This window comes from Roseburia sp. OF03-24 (genome assembly GCF_003463035.1).
GTDB lineage: Bacteria > Bacillota > Clostridia > Lachnospirales > Lachnospiraceae > Roseburia > Roseburia rectibacter.
In genome coordinates, this window is sequence record NZ_QSCK01000010.1 from 31812 (window position 1) to 54700 (window position 22889).

Below are 22889 nucleotides of genomic sequence, written 5' to 3' on the forward strand. Positions count from 1 at the left end.
GATCAATCCTTTCTCAGGACAAACTGTCCCACCAGTTCATTTAAAGACACTGCTTGTGCAGACAGCTCCTCACTGGTTGCAGATGATTCCTGTGCTGCTGCAGAATTTGACTGAACCACCTCTGAGATCTGGTTTACCCCTGATTCTGCCTGTTCCATCGCTCTTGCCTGCTCTGCCGACTGTTCGCTTAACATCTTTGATTCCTCAGCGATCTCTTTGATTCCTTCAACTACTTCCTCTAATGCCGCAGAAGCGCTTTCTGCCGCCTTATTCCCCTCTGCGATCTCCTGCAGGGAACCTTCGATCAGCTGGCGGGTATCAACTGCTGACTGCGCACTCTGCTCTGCCAGTTTCCTGATCTGGTCCGCAACAACCGCAAATCCTTTTCCCGCTTCCCCTGCACGGGCAGCTTCGATCGCTGCATTTAAGGATAACAGATTCGTCTGGCTTGCAATATCTTCGATATCAGAAATAATATTTTCGATTTTGGTTGATGTCTCATTGATCCGTCCCATAGCATCCGTCAAAGCCGTCATCTGTTCGCGGCTGTTATCTGCCTGCTTTGCATACTGGCTTGCTTTCTGGTGTGATGCCTCAAGCTTTTCTGCCGTGGCATTGACATTGTCCGTAATGTTCGTGATCGTTGCCGTCAGTTCTTCCACGGAACCTGCCTGGTCTGTTGCCCCTTCTGCCAGTGCCTGTGCAGATTCTGCCAGATTTTCAGAACCAGCAGAAACCTGTTTTGAAGCATCTTCAACCTGCTGTAACGTACTGTTCATCTGACGGTTCATCTTTCTTATGGCATCTTTTAAGGCTGCAAATTTTCCGACATATTTATTTTCGATCCTGGTTCCGACAGCATAATTACCAGCCGCCATTTCTCCTAACAGCTCCCCTGCATCCGTAATAATCAGGTTCAGATTATGCGCCATCTGTTCTGCTTCTAAGATCATCTCTTTGATCTCGTCATCTGCCTCACTCTCCGGGAACGGACTGTCAAGATCACCTTCTGCAAATGATTTCAGACGTTCTGCCAAAGCTGTCAGAGGCTTTTCTATATCTACAGCTATCGTGTTTCCGATACGGATGGAAATCACAATACAGACCACGATCACCGCTATGATCACGATCATAAATATGAGCTCCATATTATGTAATGATGCCTTTGATGCATCACCCTTTTGTACATTCAGATCCATCAGTGTTGCCAGATCCTGATAAATTTTGTCATACTGTGGTGAGAGTTCACCGGTGTCGATTTCCTGTGCTTTTAAATAACCATCATCCGAAGATGATGTTGCAAGCTCTAAAACTTCTGCATCAATATCCCAATAGCCGTCCAGATCCGTAACTAACGTATTATATGCCTCTTTTGCCTGTGGGAAAACCATGGTACTTTCTATGTCTTTCAGATATGTTTCAAAGGCTTCCTTTTTCTGATCATGCAGCGATACCTGTGCCTCGATCATGTCCTCCTCATCATATCCAACAACAGCACGCAGGGCGCTTCTCGTCTCTGAAAATGTAACCATTGCCTTACCGATATCTCCCTGCGAAAATCCATAATTAGTCATCGCATATTCATATCGGCCAGACGCGACCAGCATTGCAATAATTCCAAGCACTGCTGCGATCGTCGCAATGCCTGTTACCATTTTAAATCCGGTATTTAACCGCTTTTTTATCTTCATGTCTTTCAGCTTTTGCATAACCGTTCACCTTCCCTTTTGTAATATACCTTTAACATGTATAATTTTAGTATATTTTCGATACATTTTCAAGGTTTGCCACCCACGATACTGCTAAATTTTATCATCAAAAAACAGTAGTCTAGCAATCTGCTTTCTGCAGCTCTAAACTACTGTTTTTTAGTTGCGGGAACAGGATTTGAACCTGTGACCTTCGGGTTATGAGCCCGACGAGCTTCCAGACTGCTCCATCCCGCGCTATTGCAACAGAACAAATGCCCTGTTCGTTTACATAACATTATTATAGACCTTTTTTTCTTTTTGTCAAATCATTCCTGCCAGCACTACGCTCGCAGCCATTCCGGCTGCCGTAGCAGCCAGCGCTCCTGCAAGCGTATAGCGGCTCTTTTTGATTTTTACACTCATAAAGTAAACAGACATGGTATAAAAAATTGTCTCCGTGCTTCCGAGCATGATCGACGCCATCCGCCCCAGCAGCGAATCCGTCCCATACTCCTTATAAATATCTAAAAGCAGACCTGTTGCCGCCGAAGATGAAAACATTTTCACAACAGCAAGCGGAAGCAGTTCGGACGGGAATCCGATCTTTTCTGTGAAAATAGCACATACATTTGAAAAACATTCCAGAAATCCGGACGCACGCAGGATTCCAACAGCAACCATCAGTCCGATCAGTGTTGGCATGATCCCTATGACTGTTTCAAATCCGTCTTTCGCTCCCTCGATAAACTCTTCGTAGATATTGTGCCTGCACAACAGCCCATATCCGATAATCAAAAAAATCAGAAGTGGTATCATGATATCGGATAAAAACATCATTATCTGCATAGGACACTTCCCGAAGCTGCTGTTAGTTTATTATATGTATCAGCGATTCACATTATTCATGCGATTTTCGCGCCAGACGTTCATAATCCTCCTGCGGCATTGGTTTTGCGAAATAATATCCCTGAATATAATTACAGCCAAGTCTCTTGAGCATCTGTACCTGTTTCTTTTCTTCAACGCCTTCTGCAATGACCGGCATATCCAGCGCTTTTGCCATCTGGATAACTGCCGCTAAGATCTTTTCTCCGCGCCCATCATCTTTGCCTTTGGAAAGAAACTTCATATCAATTTTCAGCACATCCAGATCAATGTCCTTTAACACGTTCAAAGATGAATATCCGCTTCCAAAATCATCCATCAGAATTGTAAATCCTGCCTTGTGCAGATAATTCACCGCATTTAAGATTACATTTTCCGTATCGGAAAAAACACTCTCCGTCAGTTCTAAGTGCAGGTACTCCGGTGGTATCCGGTATTTTTCCACAAGATTGACCAGTGACTCTAAAAAATTGGGATTATAAAGGTTGACACGGGAAACATTCACAGAGATCGGATCCGGCTTACGTCCTGCTCTTAACGCCGTGGCAATAAGCTGGCAGACCTGATCCCACACATAATAATCAAGTTTTATAATAAAACCGTTCTTCTCGAAAACAGGTATAAACTCTCCCGGTGAAACCATCGTCCCATCCGGTTTTTTCCAGCGTACAAGTGCTTCCGCGCCACGCGGCGTATAACCATCTAACTCATACTTCGGCTGAAAATAAACGACAAACTGTTTTTCCTCAAGTGCCGTATCCATTTCGTTTATGATCTGCTGCTCCCGCTGCATCTCTTTTCCCATCTGTTCCGTGTAGAGTGCCTCATGATGCATATACTGCCCCTTGCATTCCTGTGCTGCAATTACAGCATGCTCATAGATTGCCGATACCTCCATCTCCTTGTCCCGGATAATATAACATCCCGCCGACGTCTCAAGATAACAGCGCAGCTCCCCGTTTTTCTTCACCTGTTCCCGGATCTTCTGGGCGATCAGCAGTGCATCCTGTTCTTTTTCTACCGCAACACAGATTCCAAAAACATCGGAATTTAATCTGCCATAAGTATACGTCTTATATGCACTGAGTACACCGCAGATATTGTGCGCCATACATCTTAACAGACGGTCTCCTTCTGCCGCACCATAGAAAGAATTGATCATTTTAAACCGGTCAATATCCAGCCGGATAAATGCAAATGTCTCATCCTTACTGTCATCCAGCATCTCCCTCGTCTTCTGGTAAAACATCTGACGGTTATAAATTCCTGTCAGGGAATCATACTCTAAAAAGTGCTGTTTGCTCCTTTTGATAGCGTTCATGACACGAAACCAGATGATCTCCCGGTGGAATGACTTCGGTATAAAATCCCATACCCCATACTCCAGACAGCGTTTTTCATTTTCCACATTGTCTTCCGTTGTCGCAATGACGATCGGAATATACTTATATTCACTGTGTTTTTTGAATTCCTCCAGGAAAGCAAATCCATCCATTACAGGCATAATAAGATCCAGTATAATTGCCGCTACCGAAAGTCCTTTATCCTTTTTCAGATACTCCAGTGCCTTTTTCCCGTCTTCTGACTCTACGATCTGATAAGCTTTACGGAAAATATCAGCCAGGGACTGCCTGTTGAGCTTATTATCATCTACAATCAAGATCTTATTTTTTTTCATTGGTATCCCTCACTTTCTCTGAGGATTTGTCTTACACATAAATCTATTCTCATTATAATGTCTTTTATCAAATAGTACAACGAATTATTTGTCAGATTTTGTAAATATTTTGTCTAATTTTACAAAAAATAATCGCAGTCAGTGTACTGCATGTCGTTGCGATCAGTGCCGGGCCGACGATCTGCGCCGGATTCACACTTCCATACTGGCTGCGGTAGGCAATAATGTTTACCGGTATGATCTGAAGGGATGAAATATTGATGATCAAAAAATCACACATCTCGTTGCTGGCGGTCCGCTCCCCTTTTTTTACTGTGTCATCTGAAAATGCTTTCTTTCCACGCTCTTTTTCTAATTCCGCCAGCGCCTCCATCGCTTTTAATCCGGCTGGTGTTGCCGCCCATCCCAGTCCGAATACGTTTGCAATCATATTGGTGGCAATATATTTATTTGCCGGATGATTTTTCGGAATATCCGGGAACAGAAAATGCAGCACCGGCGCAAGGCGCCTTGATAAGCCTGCAATGATGCCTGTTTTTTCCGCGATTCTCATCAGCCCCACCCAGAAAGACATGACTCCCATCATCGTAATGCAGAGTGTTACCGCTTCTTTCGCCGAATCAAGTGCAGCCTGTGTAACTGCCGGAAGTGTGCCATGAAATGCGGCAAACACAACACCGGTTAAGATCATAAATGCCCAGAGATAATTCATACGTATCTCTCCGGTTTTTCTTTTATTTTATGGTCAGAATGCATCATATATGTATTGCAAAATTGCAACGCAAAATTGCAATGTCATCTTTCCATACACTTCTTCATCCAACAATTTTTCGGTTATTTTTTCTTTAGATCAACATATATATCACTAACACTCTGTATCTTAAACTGAGGTATTTTATCTTGACATGTTTTTCTGATATTTTTCACCGGTTTCCGCGCTTATACCGGATATCCACACTTTTTCTCATTCTGCTCATACTTATCCCGACCATTTTATCAGGTGGCTGCGCAGTCTCAAAATATAACTCGGCTCCAGACTCCTCCATTTCTTCTGGGCATATGCCAGATTCAGACTCCTTCAATTCTTCTGAATACAAATCCGATCCGGCAGACAATGCATCTTCTGGATCTTCCCTTAATTCTGCACAAAATGCTGCATTTGACGAATTTTTACTGCAGCTTTTCCGTTCAGAGATCACCCAGAATACCATAAATCTGCATTTTTCGCTTTCCTCTCCGGCGTCTTACGGCATCACAGACATTCCAATCTCACTTGGCGGTATATCCGGTCAGGCGGCAGAGCAAAACCGCGCCGCCTTAGAAAACACGGTTGCCGCCCTAAAGCACTTTGACACGGAAAAACTTTCCAAAACACAGAAGCTGACCTATGATATTTTGTCAGATTACCTTTCAATGGAACAAAAAGGAACAGATTTTTCACTGTATAATGAATACCTAAACCCATCTTCCGGTATCCAGGCGCAGCTTCCGGTGCTCTATGAAGAATATCGTTTTTACAACGAGGATGATATCAAAACCTATCTGAAACTGCTGCCCCTGACCGGTTCTTATTTTGAACAGATCATTGATTTTGAAAAAGAGAAATCCTCTGCCGGACTTTTTATGTCCGATGCAGTCTGTAAAGAAGTGATCGAACAGTGTTCCCGTTTTGCAGACGATGGAGACGATCATTATCTGATCTTAACTTTTAATAAAAAGGTGGATGACTTCAAAGATCTGTCAGATGAACAAAAGACTGCCTACAAAAAGCAAAATGAAAAGATCGTAAAAGAAATGATTTTTCCTGCTTACACCTCACTGGCATCTTCCCTGAGCAGCCTGCTTGGCAGCGGAAAAAATGAAAAAGGACTCTGCTATCTGAAAAGAGGCAGGGATTATTATAAATATCTTGTCTATGAAAATACAGGCTGTGCCGATTCCATTGCAGATATTGAGACTATGATCGGACAAAAAAGATTATCCGATCTAAGCGAAGCCGCCGCCCTGACCGCATCAAATCCGGATCTCTGGACGGACGCGCAAAAACTTTCGCTTTCCAGTGCAGATCCCACATCCGTTTTGGAGCTGCTGAAAGAACGAATGCAGTCCGATTTTCCAAAAGCCCCAGATGTCTCTTACTCTGTGAGTTATATTGAAGAATGTATGGAAGACTATCTCGCGCCGGCTTACTATATCACTGCACCAATTGATGACTATAATGCAAACTCTATCTATATCAACGCAAAAACAGATGCCACGACCATGCGCTATTTTACCACACTCGCCCATGAAGGCTTCCCCGGTCACCTGTATCAGACGATCATGTCATACCAGTCCGGTCTGCCGGCGATCCGCAGCATTTTAAACTATCCCGGATATGTGGAAGGCTGGGCAACCTATGTGGAAATGATGTCTTATCATTATGCCGGTCTGCCGGATGATGCTGCCACGCTTCTCGCTTTAAATCAGTCTGCACTTTTAAGCCTTTATGCCTCGACTGATATCGGTATCCATCATGATGGCTGGTCGCTTTCTGATACAATAAAATTCTGGAATGACTACGGTATCAATGATCCGGATACTATTGCAGAAATTTACCGCTATATCATATCAGAACCGGCAAATTATCTCCGGTATTACGTCGGTTATCTGCAGTTTCTGGAATTAAAAGAATATGCAAAAGAAACTCTCGGCAATGATTACAATGAATCCGCATTTCATCAGACGCTTCTCTCTATCGGTCCGGCACCGTTTGAAATCATAAAAAAATATCTGAAAGAATTTTACCAGAAATAACGGATTTATTCGCTATTCTTCTTTCAGGAGTGCCTGATATACATCGCGTTTGCTCATGCCACGGTCTTTTGCCACCAGCTTCATAGCTTCTTTTCGAGGAGTTCCTTTACTTTCGTATACCTGCATATGTTCCTCTAACGACATATCCTCCCAGGATTTTCTTGCCTCTTCGGCAAGTTCCTCGAAAGTTTTTCCGTGGAGCACGAGTACATACTCCCCGCGGGGTTCGTTCTCCTCATAGTAGGCAAGACTGTCTGACAGAGTCGTGCGCATTTTTTCTTCATAGCGCTTCGTGAGTTCCCGGCAGATGGATATCTGCCGGTCTCCGAGCGTATCATACAGTTCTTCTAATGTTTTTACAAGATGATGCGGCGCCTCATAAATAATGATCGTGCGTGTTTCATCCTTTAACTCCTGCAGAATAGCAGCCCGCTCTTTTTTCTCCCGCGGCAGAAATGCCTCGAACGCAAAACGCCTTGTCGGAAGCCCGGACATCGTAAGTGCCGTAATACACGCCGCTGCCCCCGGCAGGGATGTCACTTCAATTCCTTCCTCATAACAGATGCGCACTAAATCTTCGCCCGGATCGGAAATACCCGGTGTCCCTGCATCCGTGATCAGAGCAATGTTTTTTCCTTCCCGTAGTTTATCCACAAGCTGATATGCTTTTTCTATTTTATTGTATTCATGATAACTTGTCATCGGCGTCTTGATCTCAAAATGATTCAACAGCTTGATCGAATTTCTGGTATCTTCCGCTGCGATCAGATCCACTTCCTTTAATGTACGAAGCACCCGGTACGTGATATCTTCAAGATTGCCGATCGGCGTTGCACATAAATATAATTTTCCTGCCATCGTTCTCTCCATTTTCGGAATATTATGCTGATTCTTATTAGCACATTATAAAACCACTCCGTAAAATTGACAAGAAAATCCTGCGTTATACTAAGATAAGCTTTCATGTTCAATTAGCTGATTCACCTTCTTACGGAGTTTGATGAACTCATCAGTATCTTTCAATGGCAGGTCACGATCATATGGCAGCAATACCGGAACCTCTGCCTTTACGGTTCCGGGTCTTTGCGTCAGCACATAAATCTTGCTGGATAAAAAAACTGCCTCCTCGATATCGTGCGTGACAAAAATGACCGTTGGCTTTTCTTCCTGCCAGATCTGGCGCATCAGAAGCTGCATATCCGCTTTTGTCTGAGGATCTAAGGCAGAAAACGGCTCATCCATCTCCTTTGCGTTTGCCAGCCCGTATTCCTCACACAGAAATCCTTTTACAATCCTGCCATCTGACAATTCCACATCCCCGATACAGAGTGGCTTTTTTACCTGCTGTAAAAATGCTCCGATGCTCACAACCAGCAGTTCATAAATCTCTACCGCTATCGCAGCGCCCTTTTTATCGTCATATACCATGCCCGGTTTCTCCGGTACGGTATCCAGACGATACAGTCTGTAATGCGGTGCAGTATTTATGCTCTCTTTGTAGGATGCTTTAAGCTCTGTGAGCTGGCTCTCCAATGGAAATCCTTTTTTATGCAGTCCGCATACCGCAAACGGAATGCTCTGTGTCTGTAAAAACCGTTCCGCTGTACCAAGGATCTCGCCCTCCTGATCGGATAATGAGAAAATAGTGATTCCAAATGGAAGCTCTGTATCCGCTGTATTTTCCGGTACTGCTATGGCACACATATCAAGTAGGTTGTTGTCATGAATTATAACGGCAGGTATATATTTTCACAATCAGCAGAATGATTGATTTGTATACTACTTTCGATGTACCAATACTTCTTTTCCTCTACCTTAAAATAACTGTGTCCGCCTGCTGATGCCCAGTTTTTCAAAAATATTACTCAGATGTTTTTTTACCGTTGCCTCACTGATCAGAAGCTGTCTGGCGATTTCCTGATTGGAATATCCTTTTCTTACAAGCTGCACGATTTCCTGTTCCCTCCCCGAAAGAAGATCTGCCTCCCTGTTTTTTATGGTATTTTCCGCACCCGAAACATAATGGTTTGCATAGGCAAAAACATTTTTTTCAAAATGAGGCAGAAATGTCTGCAAAATTTCCATCTCATGCCCTGTAACGTCCGGTTCTCCACACTTCCGCAGCAGATTCAAAAATACCCGTGTCTTTCCCTCTTTCATAATGATAAGCCCGCATCCCATATCTAATTTCTGGGGTTTAAAATACTCACGGTAAATCACCGATGCTCTTCGTTTCTCATCCGTTAAAAGATCGGTATCGCGGTATGCCATTGATTTTGTAAAATTGCACATCTGCATCAGATAGTCTTTTGCAAAATAAGTATCTAAGTATTTCCGTTTCATGACAGGATCCACATTTTCAAATACCGAATGCGCCACGTCTAACCTGCCGTCTTCATCTATCACTAAAAAATAACCCTGCGTATATGGAATCAATATACGGATCAGTTTTAAACATCTTTCTCCAAACGTCTCCAGGCTTCCGGCATAATAGATTTCCAGAAGAATGTCATTGAACATGCGCCATTCTTTTTCTGTCATAACGTAATATCCTCCACGGACACTCCAAGAGATGCCAGCTTTGCAATCGTCACTTTGATCTGATACTCCAGCTCCTGATTTTCCACCCCATTGTTTGCACGTTTGATGCGCTGTAAATCTGTATATTTATCAATTAAAACCGTGATCAGTTCTTTTTCTGTCATATCCTCCATCCTCACTACCGCCTTTCTCCGATATAAAAAATAATAGCCTGCGCTTTGCGAACATTCTATTGTTGTGAATTGTATCTGCATTCTGTAATTTTCTATATTTTAGCGGATTTTATTTTTGGTGTAAACATGCAACTTCCATTTATCTTTTGTACTTCCCACCATCTGTTTCCTGCTGTTGTTCACACCTATTGTGTAAACAGCAGCAATTTTCTTTCACAATCTGATGCCATGCCTGACTTTGTGCTTTTGTTCCTATTCCAGTTTTTGTCTATACAACAATCCCTGCACCTTTTATTCCTTCTCTTTCACATACACCGTCATGCGTTCCTTTGTTCCATCCTCACTGGCGTAGACATAAGACCTGCCAGCTGCTTTCGCAGTGATAACCCCGTTTGCATCTACCGACACCACATTGGAGTTAGAGCAGGAATACGCCGGCTGATTGCCGGAAGATACCGTCGCATTTACTCTTGCACGTTCCCCCGGATGAAGTGTAATCGTCGTCTGCTCAAATGTAATCTTTGGAGATCTGACCGTCACTTCACAATTTTTGCTGACTCCATCTACGGTTACAGTAATGACTGCCGTTCCATGTTTGACCGCGGTTACTTTTCCTGTTTCATCCACAGTCGCCACACTTTTTTTGTTGGTTTTCCACACTGGTGTTGTTTTTGATGTGGAAGATACCTTAAGTTTATACTTTTCCCGTCTGTATAACGAGATTTTAGACGGCATCAGGCGGACTGTCGGACTTTTTACCGTCACTTTACAATTCACAGATGTACCGTCAACCTTTGCAGTAACCGTAGTTGTTCCCGGCTTCTTTGCTGTTACTTTTCCATTTTCACTTACCGATGCAATGCTTGTCTTTACCGACTTCCACGTCACCTTATGCCCGGTGGATGAGACTGCCGTAAGCACTGCACTTTCCCCATTTTCCAGTGTCAGGCTGGTCTTATTTAAGGTAACTTTTGTCTTTGTGACAGTAACCTTACAGCTTGCCTCCGCATTTTTTGTTTTTGCCGTAATCGTCGCACTTCCCGCCTTTTTTGCGGTGATTTTTCCGTAGGTATTAACCGACGCGACCTTTGAATCACTGGATGTAAATGTCGGTTTTTTACTGCCGGATGAAACCACAGACAGACAATAAGTGTCCCCTGTTTTTAATGTTTTTTCATATGCACTTAAGAAAATGAACCCATATCCTGAGGCTGCATATACTTCTACTTTCTGATACTCTGAAATAAAAAGCATGGAAACCATGCAGAGGATGGCTAATGCCACCCGGATGACTTTTTTTCCTGATTTCATAGATATTTCCCCCAATCCTTCTCTGAATGACAGATGGCGGAAATGTACAAAAGAAAAGGTCATCCGGCACATTTTCCACACCGGATGACCTTATTATTAAATTAACATGAACGGTTACAGTTGTAAATCGAACAGATCATAAAGTTTTTATAATTTACGCTTCCTGTTTTCTCTTCCCCATCACCAGATAGAACACAACTCCCGCTGCCACAACCCCGATGGAAATGATCTGTGACGTGGAAAGTACGCCGATGCTTCCCCGGTAATCGTTCCGGAAAAACTCAATGATAAATCTTCCGATTCCGTAAAGCACCATATATCCTGCTGCCACCTGTCCTTCTTTCGGCTTTCTTCCTGCGTAAAGAAGCAAAAGACCACAGATCAGAAAGTCCCCTGCAGATGACATGAGCTGTGTCGGCAGAAGTTTCACCCCGTTTGGTGCAAAATCGGAATGGGTAAATGTAATGCTAAACCACGAATCTGTCTCCCTGCCATAACAGCAGCCTGCAAAAAAGCAGCCGAGGCGCCCGAATCCCTGCGCAAATGATACCGAAGGCATTACAAGATCAAAATACGACAGAAAACGTTCTTTCTTGACGCAGCAATAAATGAAACTCGTCAGTGCTCCTCCTATGATTCCACCATAAACGACATATCCGTTTTTAAAATTCCAGAGTATGGATGGATCCTTTAAAATCTCCGGGATCTCCACAATATAGTAAAGCAGCCGGCAACCGATCATTCCACCGAAGATTGCGCAGAAGAAGATTCCATAGATAATATCCTCGTTCAAGCCACGTTTTTTTCCACGCTTTAAACACATCATAAGTGCCGCTGCAAAACCGATCGCAATCATAAGACCATACATATGAAATGTAACCGGTCCTATCTTTATATCATTAAACATATATTTTAATTTATCCTTTCTGAATCACTCAAATACATACTGATTATGTTTCATACCTGTCATTTTCCACACAAAATAATTTTTCTGCTGCTTTATACACAATATGGTTTTAAATAATCCACTTAATACCCATAAATATCATAAATCTCATCTGTATACACGCCCTGCTCTTTATAAACGATCAGCGGTTTTTCCACGGTAAGCCTTGATTTTCCACCACGCAGTCCTTCGATCAGCACCATATTCGGTTCTTTATCCACGAACGGATAGACAAGCTGCATGCGCTTCGGCTCGATCTTATACTCGACCATTTTACTCATGATCTCTGCAAGCCGGAACGGCCGGTGTACCATATAAAACCTGCCTCCCGGCACAAGCATTTTCGCGGTTTCCCGCAAAATATCATCCAGTGTACATAGCACTTCATGTCTGGCGATCGCCTTTGCCGCAGACGGCGAATTTTGTCCATGTGTTCCGATCATATACGGCGGATTTGTGGTTATCACATCAAATGATGATCCTCCAAATATGGCAGATGCCTCCTTAATATCGCCGGTCACGATCTCAATCTTATCTTCAAGATGGTTATATCGCACGCTGCGGCGTGCCATATCTGCACTTTCTTCCTGAATCTCAAGTGCCTTAAAATCCTCAGCTTCCGTCTTTGCCTCCATCAGGATCGGGATGATTCCCGTTCCCGTACCAAGGTCTAATACACGCTCCCCTTTTTTTGCCTTTGCAAACCCGGAAAGTAAAACCGCATCCATTCCAAAACAAAAACGTTTTGGATCCTGAATGATAAAGTAGCCGTTGCGATGCAGTTCATCAAGTCTCTCATGCTCATAAACCAGATTATTTGGCATCGTCAATTTTGGATTTTCCTCCCTTGTCCTCTAATGCGGAAAGCTCTTTTAATTCCTGTGCAGTCAGTTTGACATGATCTTTTCTGCGTTTCGGCTTAAATTTCAACTGATCAACAGAATAATCTCGGATTTCCTTTTCGTCATCCACTTCTACGAGTACTTTTACCATCTGGCGCAATACACTGACAGAAGATACCTCACCTTTTAATCCATCATCCGTTGTCACATAATCTCCAACGTTTGGCAGGCGGCTGTTCAGATATTCGTAAGTTTCCTCTTCATTTTTCAGACAGCACATCAGTCGTCCGCATACACCGGAAATTTTGGTCGGATTTAAGGACAGATTCTGCTCTTTTGCCATTTTGATGGATACCGGTGCAAATTCGGAAAGATAGGAATGACAGCAAAGCTCTCTTCCGCAGATTCCGATACCGCCCATGATCTTTGTCTCATCGCGGACACCGATCTGGCGAAGTTCAATCCTCGTGCGGAAAACCGCCGCAAGATCTTTTACCAGTTCACGGAAATCGATACGTCCGTCCGCCGTAAAATAAAAGAGCAGTTTATTATTGTCAAACGTATACTCTGCTTCTACAAGTTTCATATCAAGTTTATGTTTTGCTATTTTTTCCAGACAGATCTTAAACGCTTCTTTCTCTTTTTCACGGTTTTTTAATGCTGTCTTTTCATCTGCTTCCGTTGCGATACGGATAACCGGTTTTAACGGCTGGATCACACTGTCATCGTTTACTTCTCTTGCAGGGATCATAACCGTCCCCATCTCAATGCCGCGTGCAGTCTCCACAATTACGTGCATTCCTGCGGTCAGATCCAGATTTCCCGGTCCGAAATAATAAATTTTACCGGCATTCCGGAAACGGACTCCTACTATTTTTATCATGTTAATTCTCCTTTATGGTCAGCAGAAGCAGTTCGATCACCAGATCAAAATTTACATTTGCATTCAAACGCACCTGTGCTTTTGATAATGCCTGTAATATTTCCTCGATCCCATTATAGGAACTCTGCTCTGCCTGTCTTTTTATGTCATAAACCTCATCCTTGAAAATAAGGCCATTTACATCCTTCGTTGCTTTATAATACAATACATCACGATACCAGATCATCATAAGATCAAAGTAATCGTTGATCTTAAGTTTGTATTCACTGATCTGCTTTACCGCCTCTGTCATCTCATAGAGATCGATATCGTGCAGACGCTTGATGAGCTGGAGCGCCGATGCTTTTAACTCATTAAAATCATCTGATGCCGCAAGCTGGATCGCTTTTCCGACATTTCCCTGTGCAAATGCCACACAGACATCTGCCTGATAGTCCGGGATCTGATAATGTGCCATCAGATATTTCTTGATCTTTTCATCCGGCACTGCCTTTAAATTTAATGTCACACAACGCGATAAGATTGTCGGAAGAAAGCTCTCCGCATTGGTGGTCAAAAGCAGGATCACCGCATATGCAGGCGGTTCTTCAATCGTTTTTAACAGCGCATTCTGTGCCTGCTGGTTCATTTTTTCCGCTTCATCCACAATGTAGATCTTATGTTTACTGCTGTATGGTTTGATCACAATGTCGTTGTTTAGCTGCGTTCGGATATCGTCTACCGAGATCGTATTCGGCTTTTCATGGCTGACATAAATAATATCCGGCTGATTTTTGCCTGCTGCCTGTTTACAGGAATGACATTCCATACATGGCTCCGCCGTAAATCTGCTCTCTATTCTTTCAGATTCTGTTTCCCCTGCAAGTTCCTCTAATTTTTTATTTACTGCTTCACACTGCAGCGTCTGTGCAAATGCCTCCGCGATCATCATTTTTCCGGATTTGTCCGGACCGTTTAATATATAAGCATGTGAAACTTTATCCATGGTAATGGCATTCTGCAGGTGCTCTATGATCTGTTCATGTCCAACGATGTCCTTAAATGCTGGCATATCATTCCTCGTTTCTGCACATATTTTTACGGTTTATTTTACCGGATCATCTGCGCTATGTGCCGCGCTTTTATCCACCCGATCGGGGCAGAATATCTTTCTTATCCACATTTCAAAAGATCAGGTGAGGATATCTAATATCAATCCCCTTATCTCTCCGATCTTACTTAAAATAGCGATATGGTCTTTCTCATCCTTTACCAGTTCCTGTGCCAGTTCGTCCAGATTTGAATCGATCAGCTTGATCAGACCGTACACTCTGTGACGGCCTCTCCGGTCAAGGAAGTTCTCTCTGGAAAATTTGTGGGAACGGAATACCACTTCGTTCATAAATTCACGGATCAGACCGCGGTATTTCTTCATATCACGGATATCCATATGCTGTGCAATACGATTACCCTGTGCTGTAATATCAGAAAGAAGCATGTCCACTTTTGCCTGAAGATCTGCATCTGTGATCGCACTCGCAAGTGTAAACTTAAAGGAACCATCCCCCTGTACATTCTGGCTGGTATCCGGTACCTGTGTAACCTCTGTTACATGATTTAATTTGTTAATATCCAAAGTTTACACCTTCTTCCTCTAAAAAATCCCTACACTTTATCTGATATTTCTGTGGCATGCACCTGATGCCATACACTTTCCGCTATGCATCCTGATGCTGCTCCTGTGCTCTGATATACGCTGCGATCCGCTCTTTTGTCTCGTCTAATAACTCATTGCAAAATCTTTTGGTGATTCCCGCTTCTTTTAATTTTTCCTCGGAAAAATCTTTTTCATCTGCAAGAAAACGACGGCATAATTCCTCATATTTCGGAGTCTCCTGCCTGCGCTCCCTGTCAAGTGCACGCTGTAAGCGCATACCATCCTCTACTTCTATATATATCGGAATAACTTTCTTAATTCCAAAGTATTCCCGAATCTTAAGATAAGACTCTAATGTTCCAATCATAAGATAACTCTGATGATCCAGATTGACCTGATGATCTGCTACGGTGAAATACTTCCAGATGCCATGAACCGTATGATATGCACGCAGTTCAATGATCTTTCCTTCTGCTGCGAGCTTTTCTACCGTATCTTCGTCACAGAAATAATATGATACACCATTTTCTTCACCGGCACGCATCGGTCTCGTCGTATATGGAACCACAGTCTTTAGCTTAAGTGTCCCATCTTTCATCAGCATCCCATACAAAGTATCTTTACCGGATGAGCTTTTTCCCATCATGTAATATATTTTTCCCATTTGTCCTGCCTTATCAGTATAATATAGTCTTTAAAAATATACAATCTTTATCCGTTCTGCATAAAGATCTGTACTTCCCTGTAAATTTAATTTCAAATGGATACAGGTGCGGAGTCTTTCTATAAATTCTGCCGTGATAATTTCTCCCGGAACAATCAGCGGGATTCCCGGCGGATATAAAAAAATGAAATCTGCAGCCACCTTATCTATCGCCTCATCAAAGGGAACCTCTGCTATCTTTCCCTCCTCTGCTTCATAGATCTGCATCTGGCATGGATTCGGACGATAAACCTCTTTTACAAAAGAACTGTTTCCTTTTTGTGCCTGACTTGCTTCTTCCATACCACAGCCCGGCAATTCTTTTTGCATGCAGCATTTCTGTTCTTTTTCTCCTGATCCACACAGCGACTGCTCGATCTCATGCAATGCAGAAGAAAGTCTCTGATATCCTTCATCCGTATCCATGATACTCGTCATCGCAAGCGCATAATCTCCCGACGCCATTTCAAGCTGAAGATGATATTTCAAAAGAAGTTCTTTATAAAGCCACTCACCGCTTTTACTGCTGTCCCGGACAAATATAACGATCTTAGAATCATCCCAGGCAAATGCCTCTTCTTTCGATAAATCCTGCTCCGTCATAACATGTATTTTTTTTAAATCTTCACAGCTTTTATAAAATTCATTTAATTTTCGCCTGTAATTGTCAAATAGTTCCGCTCCACATTCTTTTACGGTGCGGATACATGCATCCATTCCAGCCATAAGGATATAGGAAGGCGAACTTGTTTCATAGATCCCAAGATATTTTTCTATGCGTGATCTGGAAATACGGTCTGAATTAAGATGAAGCAGTGCTGTCTGTGTAAAAGATGGCAGTGTCTTATGCAGGCTCTCGATTGCAGCATCCGCCCCAAGTCTTACCGCATTTTCCGGAAATTCCCCGCCAAATCCAAGATGTGCTCCATGTGCTGAATCTACAATCAGCGGAATCCCATATGCATGCACGATTCCGGCAATTCCTTCAATATCAGAGATAATTCCCTCATATGTCGGCGAAGTGATCACAACGGCTGCGATCTCCTGATCACTTTTTAACGCATCTTCTACCTGCTGGGGTGTGATCTGTCCCTGGATTCCACATTCTGTCACTGCCGGATAAAGGTATTCGGCAACAAACTCTGACAAAAACAGGGCATGATATACCGCTTTATGACTGTTTCTTGCCACAAGAATCTTTCCCCGTTTTCCCACTGCTGCACAGATCGACGCAAGAATCCCACAGGTGCTTCCATTGACAAGATAATAACAATGCTTAGAACCATACAGATCAGCCGCACGCTGTTGTGCCTCTTTTAAAATGCCCTCTGCATGATGCAGATTATCAAATCCATCGATCTCGGTAATATCTATCCCATATACTTCCGGAAAAGGCAGCGGATTTCTTTTATGTCCCGGCATATGAAATGGATAAACATCGCTTTTTCCATATGTCTCCAATGCCTGATCTAAATACCTCATCTGCAACCGCCTTTCTGCTTACACAATTTATTTTAACACTTTACATACCAGCCTGACTACTTTAAAATAAGAACATCTTTGGAAAAGAATGGAGCAATAAACCTATTATGAATTACGCACTTGTGATCCTTTGCGGCGGAAACAGTGTCCGTATGGGAACGGATAAAGCACTCTTACCTTTCGGTGACTGCTGCCTGTTAGAATACCTTGTACGCAAATTTAAACCACATTTTTCAAACATATATCTGTCCGTAAAATATATCGGAGATTACGCGCATCTGAATCTTCCGGTCACTGAGATTGCGGACGTTTACGGCAATGCCGGACCGATGTCCGGTGTTTTTTCAGGTCTGTCCATGATCAATGAAGATGCCGCTTTCTTTATGTCTGTGGATACACCTTTCATGGAACCCGAAACCGGTATTGCACTTTTAGATGCGATCGGTGATGCTGATATCTGCATGGTGCGCGGCAGGGCAGGCTATTTAGATCCCGCTACGGCTGCCTATTCCAAAAACTGTATTCCAACGATCGGAAAAAGTCTTATCCTTCGTCAGTTTACCTTCGATGCGCTTCGTGAAAAATGCAAAACTGTCTGCGTAACAGAGAAGGCAATCGCCAACTACACAGCGACCCCCATAGACCGGCAGTTTTTTAACTTAGATACCAGACAGGATTATTATCAGGCATTAAAATTGTATCTGCAGTTATAACGCCACAATATGACCACGCTCGTCCTACCCAAGAAAACGCTCCAGTTCCGGCATCCAGTCTCCAAAAAATACTTCATCTTTGCAGACTGCTTCCCACATATCTCTAAGAAAATGCCCGAAACGCTCCATCTCTTCTTCCCATTTCAGATTTTCTGTTCCGGTGATCACGCTGTGCCTGCAAAACTTTTCCCAGCGTTTTTTCATATAAGGATACTCCCGATAAGATAAAATCTGCTCCATGCGCTCCATATCCGGTTTCAGTCCCTGTGCTTTACACATATTTCCAAGCAGCTCACATACATGTCTGCCGCTTAAATTTTCGTTTCTTAATATAAGAAATACCTCCCGGTATATTTCCATGTCCGGAATCAGTTCCATATCCCGCAGTATCACAAATATCTGTTTTGCCAGCACCAGTTCTGCCGGAAACTGTTTCCATGCGATCCGCTTCGTCTCATCCAGCAAAAATGGAATTTCTTTTTCGACCAGTCCCCATATTTTTCCCAGATGCATAAAATGGATACCAACAGTTACCGGAACTTTCATTTCTTCAAACTGCCCCTGCAGTTCTAAGCATGCCCCCATCTGTTGTAAGGATTCTGTACCCTGCCACCTTACCGGGCTCCCCTCTCTTTTTTCCAGATACAACTGCAACAGTTTTTGTGGTATATTCTCATCCGGCTCACAGAAAAAATCCAGCTTCAGAATGTTTTTCTTTCGGTATTGTTCTAACCCAAACATATATCCATTGCGCAGTAAAAGCCTATCATTAAATTCAGAAGCGGAAAATCTAAGCATAAATTCTTCTAAAACAAATCCTGCGAGCAGATTTGAAAATGGTATCTTCCACTCTTCACTTTTTTCCTGTAAATCTGCTATTTTATACTTTTTATCCTCCATTTAAAGCCATACCCCTATCATCGATTGTACTTTTTTTACCACACGACGCTCTCTGGCATATTTCATCAGCTTCGCAACATCCTTTTTTTCATCTTTGATATAAGAAAGAACTCCTTCTTTAAAAACCGTCCGCTCCATCTTGTCTTCATATTTCAGACATTCACAGATCAGTCTGTCTTTATCAAAAATCTGCATCTTTGCATTTCCAAAGTCAATACTGTCTACCCCAAAATGCAGCGTCTCCGGTTCTGCATAAAACGGCGTGACCTTTGGAAACTCCAGTTTGAATCTGGATTTTGATGTATTCTTGTCCACAGCAACCTGATATCCGTACGGCTTTCTCTTAATATAGCCGTACACATACAATGCACACTCCATGGTAAGCACTGCATCCGGAAATAATTTTGCAATTAATTCATCCTCCGAATAGTCTCCGATCCGGATCGTATAATATCCACTTTTAATCCGGATCAGATCCCCTTTTTCCACAAAATCAAGAATCCTCCGGTAATCAATGTGCAATTCTTCCAGTTGATTTTTCTTTACGATCCCGCCATTGGCAACAATAAAATCCTTTACTTTCTGTAAGATTAACTCCCTTTTTTCATTAACTGCATATGATTCTGACATAACAACCCCATTTCTGCGTTTTCCTGCGCATTGTGCAAACCCAATTCCCAATGATTATCTATGTTGTGTCTATATTTTCCGCTCAAAACTTATGCTTGTGGTACTAATTTTAATATAATCAAAACCTTATCTTCTGTCAATTGTGTGCATATTTATTTTGTCGTATATCAATAAATACCGCAGCTTTTTCATAAAAATACCGGCATCTGATCATCAGATCTCAATCTGACTTTCAGAGCCGGCATCTGTTTACGTTTTATTTTGCATATCATCTGCGTCTTCTGCGCCTTTTATTGCGTTTCTTTTCACGCTTAAATACTCTTTTGTGTTCTTTTCGCACCTCGTAATTATGTTTGATAATATAAAAGTTATCTGCAACCTTCTTTATAATGATTCCAAGAATAATTAATACAAGAATAACAACCAGTACTGTTATGATCGTGCTCATCTTAATCTGTATCTTTGAAACATGCTCTGTTTCTTCGGTCTGTGCCTCTTCGTTTACATCTGTCTGGTTGCTGAATTTATACTCCGGGATCTGCACATTTGTCTTTACAATATCTGCCTTTCCAACTTCATGTCCCGCATATGTGTATTCGATCGTCCCGACCGTATCATTCGTCACATCATCATAGATGATTTTAGATGTTGCGTCCGAAAACTCTGCTGTCTTTGGAAGTACGATACCTGCATCCTTATCAATATCCACAAACGGTTCATTTGTATTGAGTGTCCCTACACTTTTTTGTTCTGCAGACGTATAATTTGTCTCATTTTCTGCAATATTAAAAAGCTGGAAATTATCAAAACAGTAATCAAACAGATTTCTGCTGTCAAGCCACTGATTTGGCGACTGTGTATTCATAACCACACAGATCAGTGTCATTCCTTCCCGCTCCGCATAAGTCACCAGCGTACTGTTTGCTGCATTCGTATAACCTGTCTTTCCACCTGTACAGCCATCATACACATACTTGTTCGTCTGGAACGGATAAAGCATCTCGTTATGATTCTGCAGATCTGTCTGCTCGGAGTGTTTATTTGTCGGCGGGATCGTATAACGTGCCGTTCCCACGATAATACGGAATGTTTCATTCTGATATGCCGCCCTTGCGATCAATGCCATATCATAGCAGCAGGTATAATGGTTTTCATCATGCAGACCGTGCGGATTTGCGAAATGCGTATTCTGGCAGCCAAGTTCTTTTGCCTTTTCATTCATCATCGCAACAAAATTTTCAATGGTTCCTCCGACATGCTCTGCAACCGCATACGCACATTCATTGGCAGATGCAAGCATTACCGCATAGAGACACTGCTCCATCGTCATCTGCTCACCATAATCCCTTGCGATACCGGAACCCTCTGTATTATCAATTGCCGCATCCGAAAAAGTTACGATATCATTTAAGTCAGAATTTTCCAGCGCTATCAGCGTTGTCATGATCTTTGTGATACTCGCCGGATAGTGCTGCTCTAAACTTTCCCTCTCATAGAGTATCGTTCCGGTAGAAGCCTCCATCACGATAACATTTGGTGATACGACCTCCGGGCCTTCAGGCCAGTATTCAGCAGCGAAAACCGGCATACACATGCTTCCGGTCAATAATATAAGGCTAAGCAGTAAACATAAGAAACGCGTTATTTTATTTTTACGATCTATTTTATATCTCATTTTTTAATAAGTAATCTCCTGATTTATAAGTGTAGCTTTTTCAGTACACTAGTATCAGTATAAACTTTGAAAAAAATACATGCAACCTTTATCCACAAATTTTCTTTTAAGGTTTTCTTAAAATAATGCTACTTTTTTTCATTATTTTATTGTAAAATACCTCTGTGTGCTATCTGCACTTAAATCCATTATCTGCAATAATGCAAGATTACACCTATCAGAAATCAGTGTGAAAAATATATTTTATATACTTTAAAAGAAAGGCAGGACCATAATTTATATGCGATTAAGAAATATCCCTGGCGCTGATGAAGCCATTTTAAACAGTGAATACTGCATCAAGGAACCGGAAAACAACAAAGGCAACTGGCAGTCTGTTTTTCCTTCCACCCAGCCTCTCCATATTGAGATTGGAATGGGAAAAGGCCGCTTTATCATGGATATGGCTGCAGCACATCCCGACATCAATTATCTTGGCATCGAACGCTATTCCAGCGTACTTTTACGTGCGCTTCAGAAAATGGAAGAAACACCTATGCCAAACTTAAGATTTATATGCATGGATGCCGCCGATATCACAGAAGTTTTTGCTAAAGATGAGGTTTCCCGCATTTACCTGAACTTTTCAGATCCGTGGCCAAAGGATCGCCACGCAAAACGCCGTCTTACTTCCCGCCAGTTTTTTGCACGTTATGATGCCATTTTAAAACCGGACGGCAGACTGGAGTTTAAGACTGATAATCAGGATCTCTTTACCTTTTCTTTAGAAGAAATCCCGGAGGCAGGATGGCATTTAGACGCTTTTACCCGCGATCTCCATCAGGATGCGGTTTTAAATGAAGGAAATATCATGACAGAATATGAAGAGAAATTTTCCTCAAAGGGAAATCCGATCTGTAAACTTATCGCTTCCCGCTAATCGGAATCAGTAACCTCTCTGCAAGGTGCGTATCCTTAAACGGAGCTGATATTACTTTATAACACATATTTTCCTATAAAAATAAAATGCATGCTCAACGAAAATTTATAATTTCAAAATCGTCGTTGAGCATGCATTCTATTTTGTGGATAAATTTATTCAGGAGATCATATCATATAAACCGGACAAAAAAAAGCACCATCCCCATAGCCATCTGCTATAAAAACGGTACTTCGTAGTGCGCCACCAGGGGTTCGAACCCTGGACACCCTGATTAAGAGTCAGGTGCTCTGCCAGCTGAGCTAGTGGCGCATATATTTCTCTCTCGTGAACACAAATGATATTATATATTAATTTATTTCAAATTGCAAGCATTTTTTTAGAAAATCTTAATTTTTTTCGTTGGCGAATTTTCTATTCTGTGGTATTTTATTCATAGACTAAAAAATGCATTTTTTTGCAGTTTATAAAATTCAAAGGAGGTC

The 22889-nt window shown here is 42.3% G+C and carries 22 protein-coding genes and 2 tRNA genes; 3 read left to right on the forward strand and 21 right to left on the reverse strand.

Annotated features, from left to right (window positions below; genetic code table 11):
* Positions 1-2: 2 nt before the first annotated feature.
* From DXA60_RS06520 to DXA60_RS06540, 5 genes are all read right to left on the reverse strand, one after another.
* Positions 3-1709, reverse strand: coding sequence for a methyl-accepting chemotaxis protein (locus DXA60_RS06520; protein ID WP_117920540.1), 1707 nt, complete (start codon positions 1707-1709; stop codon positions 3-5).
* Positions 1710-1872: 163 nt separating this feature from the next.
* Positions 1873-1946: transfer RNA gene (locus DXA60_RS06525), tRNA-Met, on the reverse strand.
* A 66-nt stretch (positions 1947-2012) separates the two neighbouring features.
* On the reverse strand, positions 2013-2537 hold the full coding sequence (locus tag DXA60_RS06530; protein ID WP_006856611.1) for a spore maturation protein: 525 nt from the start codon (positions 2535-2537) through the stop codon (positions 2013-2015).
* A 52-nt stretch (positions 2538-2589) separates the two neighbouring features.
* Positions 2590-4254, reverse strand: a complete 1665-nt coding sequence (locus DXA60_RS06535) for a two-component system response regulator (protein ID WP_006856610.1) — start codon at positions 4252-4254, stop codon at positions 2590-2592.
* Between the two features lie 91 nt (positions 4255-4345).
* Positions 4346-4966, reverse strand: a complete 621-nt coding sequence (locus DXA60_RS06540) for a nucleoside recognition protein (protein WP_117920542.1) — start codon at positions 4964-4966, stop codon at positions 4346-4348.
* A gap of 347 nt (positions 4967-5313) precedes the next feature.
* On the opposite strand from DXA60_RS06540, the gene DXA60_RS06545 reads away from it, so the two are divergent.
* Positions 5314-7050, forward strand: coding sequence for a DUF885 domain-containing protein (locus DXA60_RS06545; RefSeq protein WP_243006791.1), 1737 nt, complete (start codon positions 5314-5316; stop codon positions 7048-7050).
* A 12-nt stretch (positions 7051-7062) separates the two neighbouring features.
* Here the strand turns inward: DXA60_RS06545 and rsmI are convergent, their stop codons facing one another.
* The 12 genes from rsmI to DXA60_RS06600 all read right to left on the reverse strand — a co-directional run bounded on the left by rsmI (position 7063) and on the right by DXA60_RS06600 (position 17567).
* Positions 7063-7908: a 16S rRNA (cytidine(1402)-2'-O)-methyltransferase gene (gene rsmI / locus DXA60_RS06550; protein ID WP_117920544.1), complete on the reverse strand. Its 846-nt coding sequence runs from the start codon at positions 7906-7908 to the stop codon at positions 7063-7065.
* 90 nt (positions 7909-7998) lie between these two features.
* Positions 7999-8754: an allophanate hydrolase-related protein gene (locus tag DXA60_RS19150; protein WP_243006792.1), complete on the reverse strand. Its 756-nt coding sequence runs from the start codon at positions 8752-8754 to the stop codon at positions 7999-8001.
* Positions 8755-8865: 111 nt separating this feature from the next.
* Entirely contained in the window at positions 8866-9591 is a 726-nt protein-coding gene (locus tag DXA60_RS06560; protein ID WP_117920545.1) for a helix-turn-helix transcriptional regulator, read from the reverse strand.
* Entirely contained in the window at positions 9588-9755 is a 168-nt protein-coding gene (locus DXA60_RS18855) for a hypothetical protein (protein WP_022111878.1), read from the reverse strand. The genes DXA60_RS06560 and DXA60_RS18855 overlap by 4 nt, the downstream gene beginning before the upstream one ends.
* 300 nt (positions 9756-10055) lie before the next feature.
* Positions 10056-11075 (reverse strand): Ig-like domain-containing protein, encoded by a 1020-nt coding sequence (locus DXA60_RS06565; RefSeq protein ID WP_117920547.1) that lies wholly within the window; start codon positions 11073-11075, stop codon positions 10056-10058.
* Between the two features lie 154 nt (positions 11076-11229).
* Positions 11230-11982, reverse strand: coding sequence for a prolipoprotein diacylglyceryl transferase (lgt, locus tag DXA60_RS06570; RefSeq protein ID WP_117920549.1), 753 nt, complete (start codon positions 11980-11982; stop codon positions 11230-11232).
* 122 nt (positions 11983-12104) lie between these two features.
* Entirely contained in the window at positions 12105-12845 is a 741-nt protein-coding gene (locus DXA60_RS06575; protein WP_117920551.1) for a tRNA1(Val) (adenine(37)-N6)-methyltransferase, read from the reverse strand.
* Positions 12835-13746 carry a PSP1 domain-containing protein gene (locus tag DXA60_RS06580; RefSeq protein ID WP_117920553.1) on the reverse strand — a complete coding sequence of 304 codons (912 nt, stop codon included), beginning with the start codon at positions 13744-13746 and terminating at the stop codon, positions 12835-12837. The genes DXA60_RS06575 and DXA60_RS06580 overlap by 11 nt, the downstream gene beginning before the upstream one ends.
* Position 13747: 1 nt before the next feature.
* Positions 13748-14797 carry a DNA polymerase III subunit gene (locus tag DXA60_RS06585; RefSeq protein ID WP_117920555.1) on the reverse strand — a complete coding sequence of 350 codons (1050 nt, stop codon included), beginning with the start codon at positions 14795-14797 and terminating at the stop codon, positions 13748-13750.
* A gap of 120 nt (positions 14798-14917) precedes the next feature.
* Positions 14918-15361, reverse strand: a complete 444-nt coding sequence (locus DXA60_RS06590) for a YaaR family protein (RefSeq protein ID WP_117920556.1) — start codon at positions 15359-15361, stop codon at positions 14918-14920.
* 82 nt (positions 15362-15443) lie between these two features.
* Complete coding sequence (locus DXA60_RS06595; RefSeq protein WP_117920557.1) at positions 15444-16046, reverse strand: guanylate kinase; 603 nt, start codon at positions 16044-16046, stop codon at positions 15444-15446.
* A 30-nt stretch (positions 16047-16076) separates the two neighbouring features.
* Complete coding sequence (locus tag DXA60_RS06600) at positions 16077-17567, reverse strand: aminotransferase class I/II-fold pyridoxal phosphate-dependent enzyme (protein ID WP_117920558.1); 1491 nt, start codon at positions 17565-17567, stop codon at positions 16077-16079.
* 107 nt (positions 17568-17674) lie between these two features.
* Here DXA60_RS06600 and mobA point away from each other — a divergent pair, with 107 nt between their 5' ends.
* Positions 17675-18280 carry a molybdenum cofactor guanylyltransferase gene (gene mobA / locus DXA60_RS06605; protein WP_117920559.1) on the forward strand — a complete coding sequence of 202 codons (606 nt, stop codon included), beginning with the start codon at positions 17675-17677 and terminating at the stop codon, positions 18278-18280.
* Between the two features lie 24 nt (positions 18281-18304).
* Here the strand turns inward: mobA and DXA60_RS06610 are convergent, their stop codons facing one another.
* From DXA60_RS06610 to DXA60_RS06620, 3 genes are all read right to left on the reverse strand, one after another.
* On the reverse strand, positions 18305-19180 hold the full coding sequence (locus tag DXA60_RS06610; protein WP_117920560.1) for a hypothetical protein: 876 nt from the start codon (positions 19178-19180) through the stop codon (positions 18305-18307).
* A complete protein-coding gene (locus DXA60_RS06615; protein WP_117920561.1) occupies positions 19181-19810 on the reverse strand; it encodes a type IV toxin-antitoxin system AbiEi family antitoxin domain-containing protein in 630 nt (209 codons plus the stop codon).
* A gap of 268 nt (positions 19811-20078) precedes the next feature.
* Positions 20079-21398 carry a D-alanyl-D-alanine carboxypeptidase family protein gene (locus DXA60_RS06620; protein ID WP_243006793.1) on the reverse strand — a complete coding sequence of 440 codons (1320 nt, stop codon included), beginning with the start codon at positions 21396-21398 and terminating at the stop codon, positions 20079-20081.
* Between the two features lie 367 nt (positions 21399-21765).
* On the opposite strand from DXA60_RS06620, the gene trmB reads away from it, so the two are divergent.
* Complete coding sequence (gene trmB, locus DXA60_RS06625; RefSeq protein WP_117920563.1) at positions 21766-22404, forward strand: tRNA (guanosine(46)-N7)-methyltransferase TrmB; 639 nt, start codon at positions 21766-21768, stop codon at positions 22402-22404.
* A 239-nt stretch (positions 22405-22643) separates the two neighbouring features.
* Here trmB and DXA60_RS06630 read toward each other — a convergent pair.
* Positions 22644-22716 (reverse strand) — tRNA-Lys (locus tag DXA60_RS06630).
* Positions 22717-22889 lie beyond the last annotated feature (173 nt).

What these genes read in the sequence shown, in the direction of transcription:
- DXA60_RS06520 (WP_117920540.1), bottom strand. Translation starts at nt 1,709, where the DNA reads ATGCAAAAGCTGAAAGACATGAAGATAAAAAAGCGGTTAAATACCGGA.
- DXA60_RS06530 (WP_006856611.1), bottom strand. Translation starts at nt 2,537, where the DNA reads ATGCAGATAATGATGTTTTTATCCGATATCATGATACCACTTCTGATT.
- DXA60_RS06535 (WP_006856610.1), bottom strand. Translation starts at nt 4,254, where the DNA reads ATGAAAAAAAATAAGATCTTGATTGTAGATGATAATAAGCTCAACAGG.
- DXA60_RS06540 (WP_117920542.1), bottom strand. Translation starts at nt 4,966, where the DNA reads ATGAATTATCTCTGGGCATTTATGATCTTAACCGGTGTTGTGTTTGCC.
- DXA60_RS06545 (WP_243006791.1), top strand. Translation starts at nt 5,314, where the DNA reads ATGCCAGATTCAGACTCCTTCAATTCTTCTGAATACAAATCCGATCCG.
- rsmI (WP_117920544.1), bottom strand. Translation starts at nt 7,908, where the DNA reads ATGGCAGGAAAATTATATTTATGTGCAACGCCGATCGGCAATCTTGAA.
- DXA60_RS19150 (WP_243006792.1), bottom strand. Translation starts at nt 8,754, where the DNA reads ATGTGTGCCATAGCAGTACCGGAAAATACAGCGGATACAGAGCTTCCA.
- DXA60_RS06560 (WP_117920545.1), bottom strand. Translation starts at nt 9,591, where the DNA reads ATGACAGAAAAAGAATGGCGCATGTTCAATGACATTCTTCTGGAAATC.
- DXA60_RS18855 (WP_022111878.1), bottom strand. Translation starts at nt 9,755, where the DNA reads ATGACAGAAAAAGAACTGATCACGGTTTTAATTGATAAATATACAGAT.
- DXA60_RS06565 (WP_117920547.1), bottom strand. Translation starts at nt 11,075, where the DNA reads ATGAAATCAGGAAAAAAAGTCATCCGGGTGGCATTAGCCATCCTCTGC.
- lgt (WP_117920549.1), bottom strand. Translation starts at nt 11,982, where the DNA reads ATGTTTAATGATATAAAGATAGGACCGGTTACATTTCATATGTATGGT.
- DXA60_RS06575 (WP_117920551.1), bottom strand. Translation starts at nt 12,845, where the DNA reads ATGCCAAATAATCTGGTTTATGAGCATGAGAGACTTGATGAACTGCAT.
- DXA60_RS06580 (WP_117920553.1), bottom strand. Translation starts at nt 13,746, where the DNA reads ATGATAAAAATAGTAGGAGTCCGTTTCCGGAATGCCGGTAAAATTTAT.
- DXA60_RS06585 (WP_117920555.1), bottom strand. Translation starts at nt 14,797, where the DNA reads ATGCCAGCATTTAAGGACATCGTTGGACATGAACAGATCATAGAGCAC.
- DXA60_RS06595 (WP_117920557.1), bottom strand. Translation starts at nt 16,046, where the DNA reads ATGGGAAAAATATATTACATGATGGGAAAAAGCTCATCCGGTAAAGAT.
- DXA60_RS06600 (WP_117920558.1), bottom strand. Translation starts at nt 17,567, where the DNA reads ATGAGGTATTTAGATCAGGCATTGGAGACATATGGAAAAAGCGATGTT.
- mobA (WP_117920559.1), top strand. Translation starts at nt 17,675, where the DNA reads ATGAATTACGCACTTGTGATCCTTTGCGGCGGAAACAGTGTCCGTATG.
- DXA60_RS06610 (WP_117920560.1), bottom strand. Translation starts at nt 19,180, where the DNA reads ATGGAGGATAAAAAGTATAAAATAGCAGATTTACAGGAAAAAAGTGAA.
- DXA60_RS06615 (WP_117920561.1), bottom strand. Translation starts at nt 19,810, where the DNA reads ATGTCAGAATCATATGCAGTTAATGAAAAAAGGGAGTTAATCTTACAG.
- DXA60_RS06620 (WP_243006793.1), bottom strand. Translation starts at nt 21,398, where the DNA reads ATGCCGGTTTTCGCTGCTGAATACTGGCCTGAAGGCCCGGAGGTCGTA.
- trmB (WP_117920563.1), top strand. Translation starts at nt 21,766, where the DNA reads ATGCGATTAAGAAATATCCCTGGCGCTGATGAAGCCATTTTAAACAGT.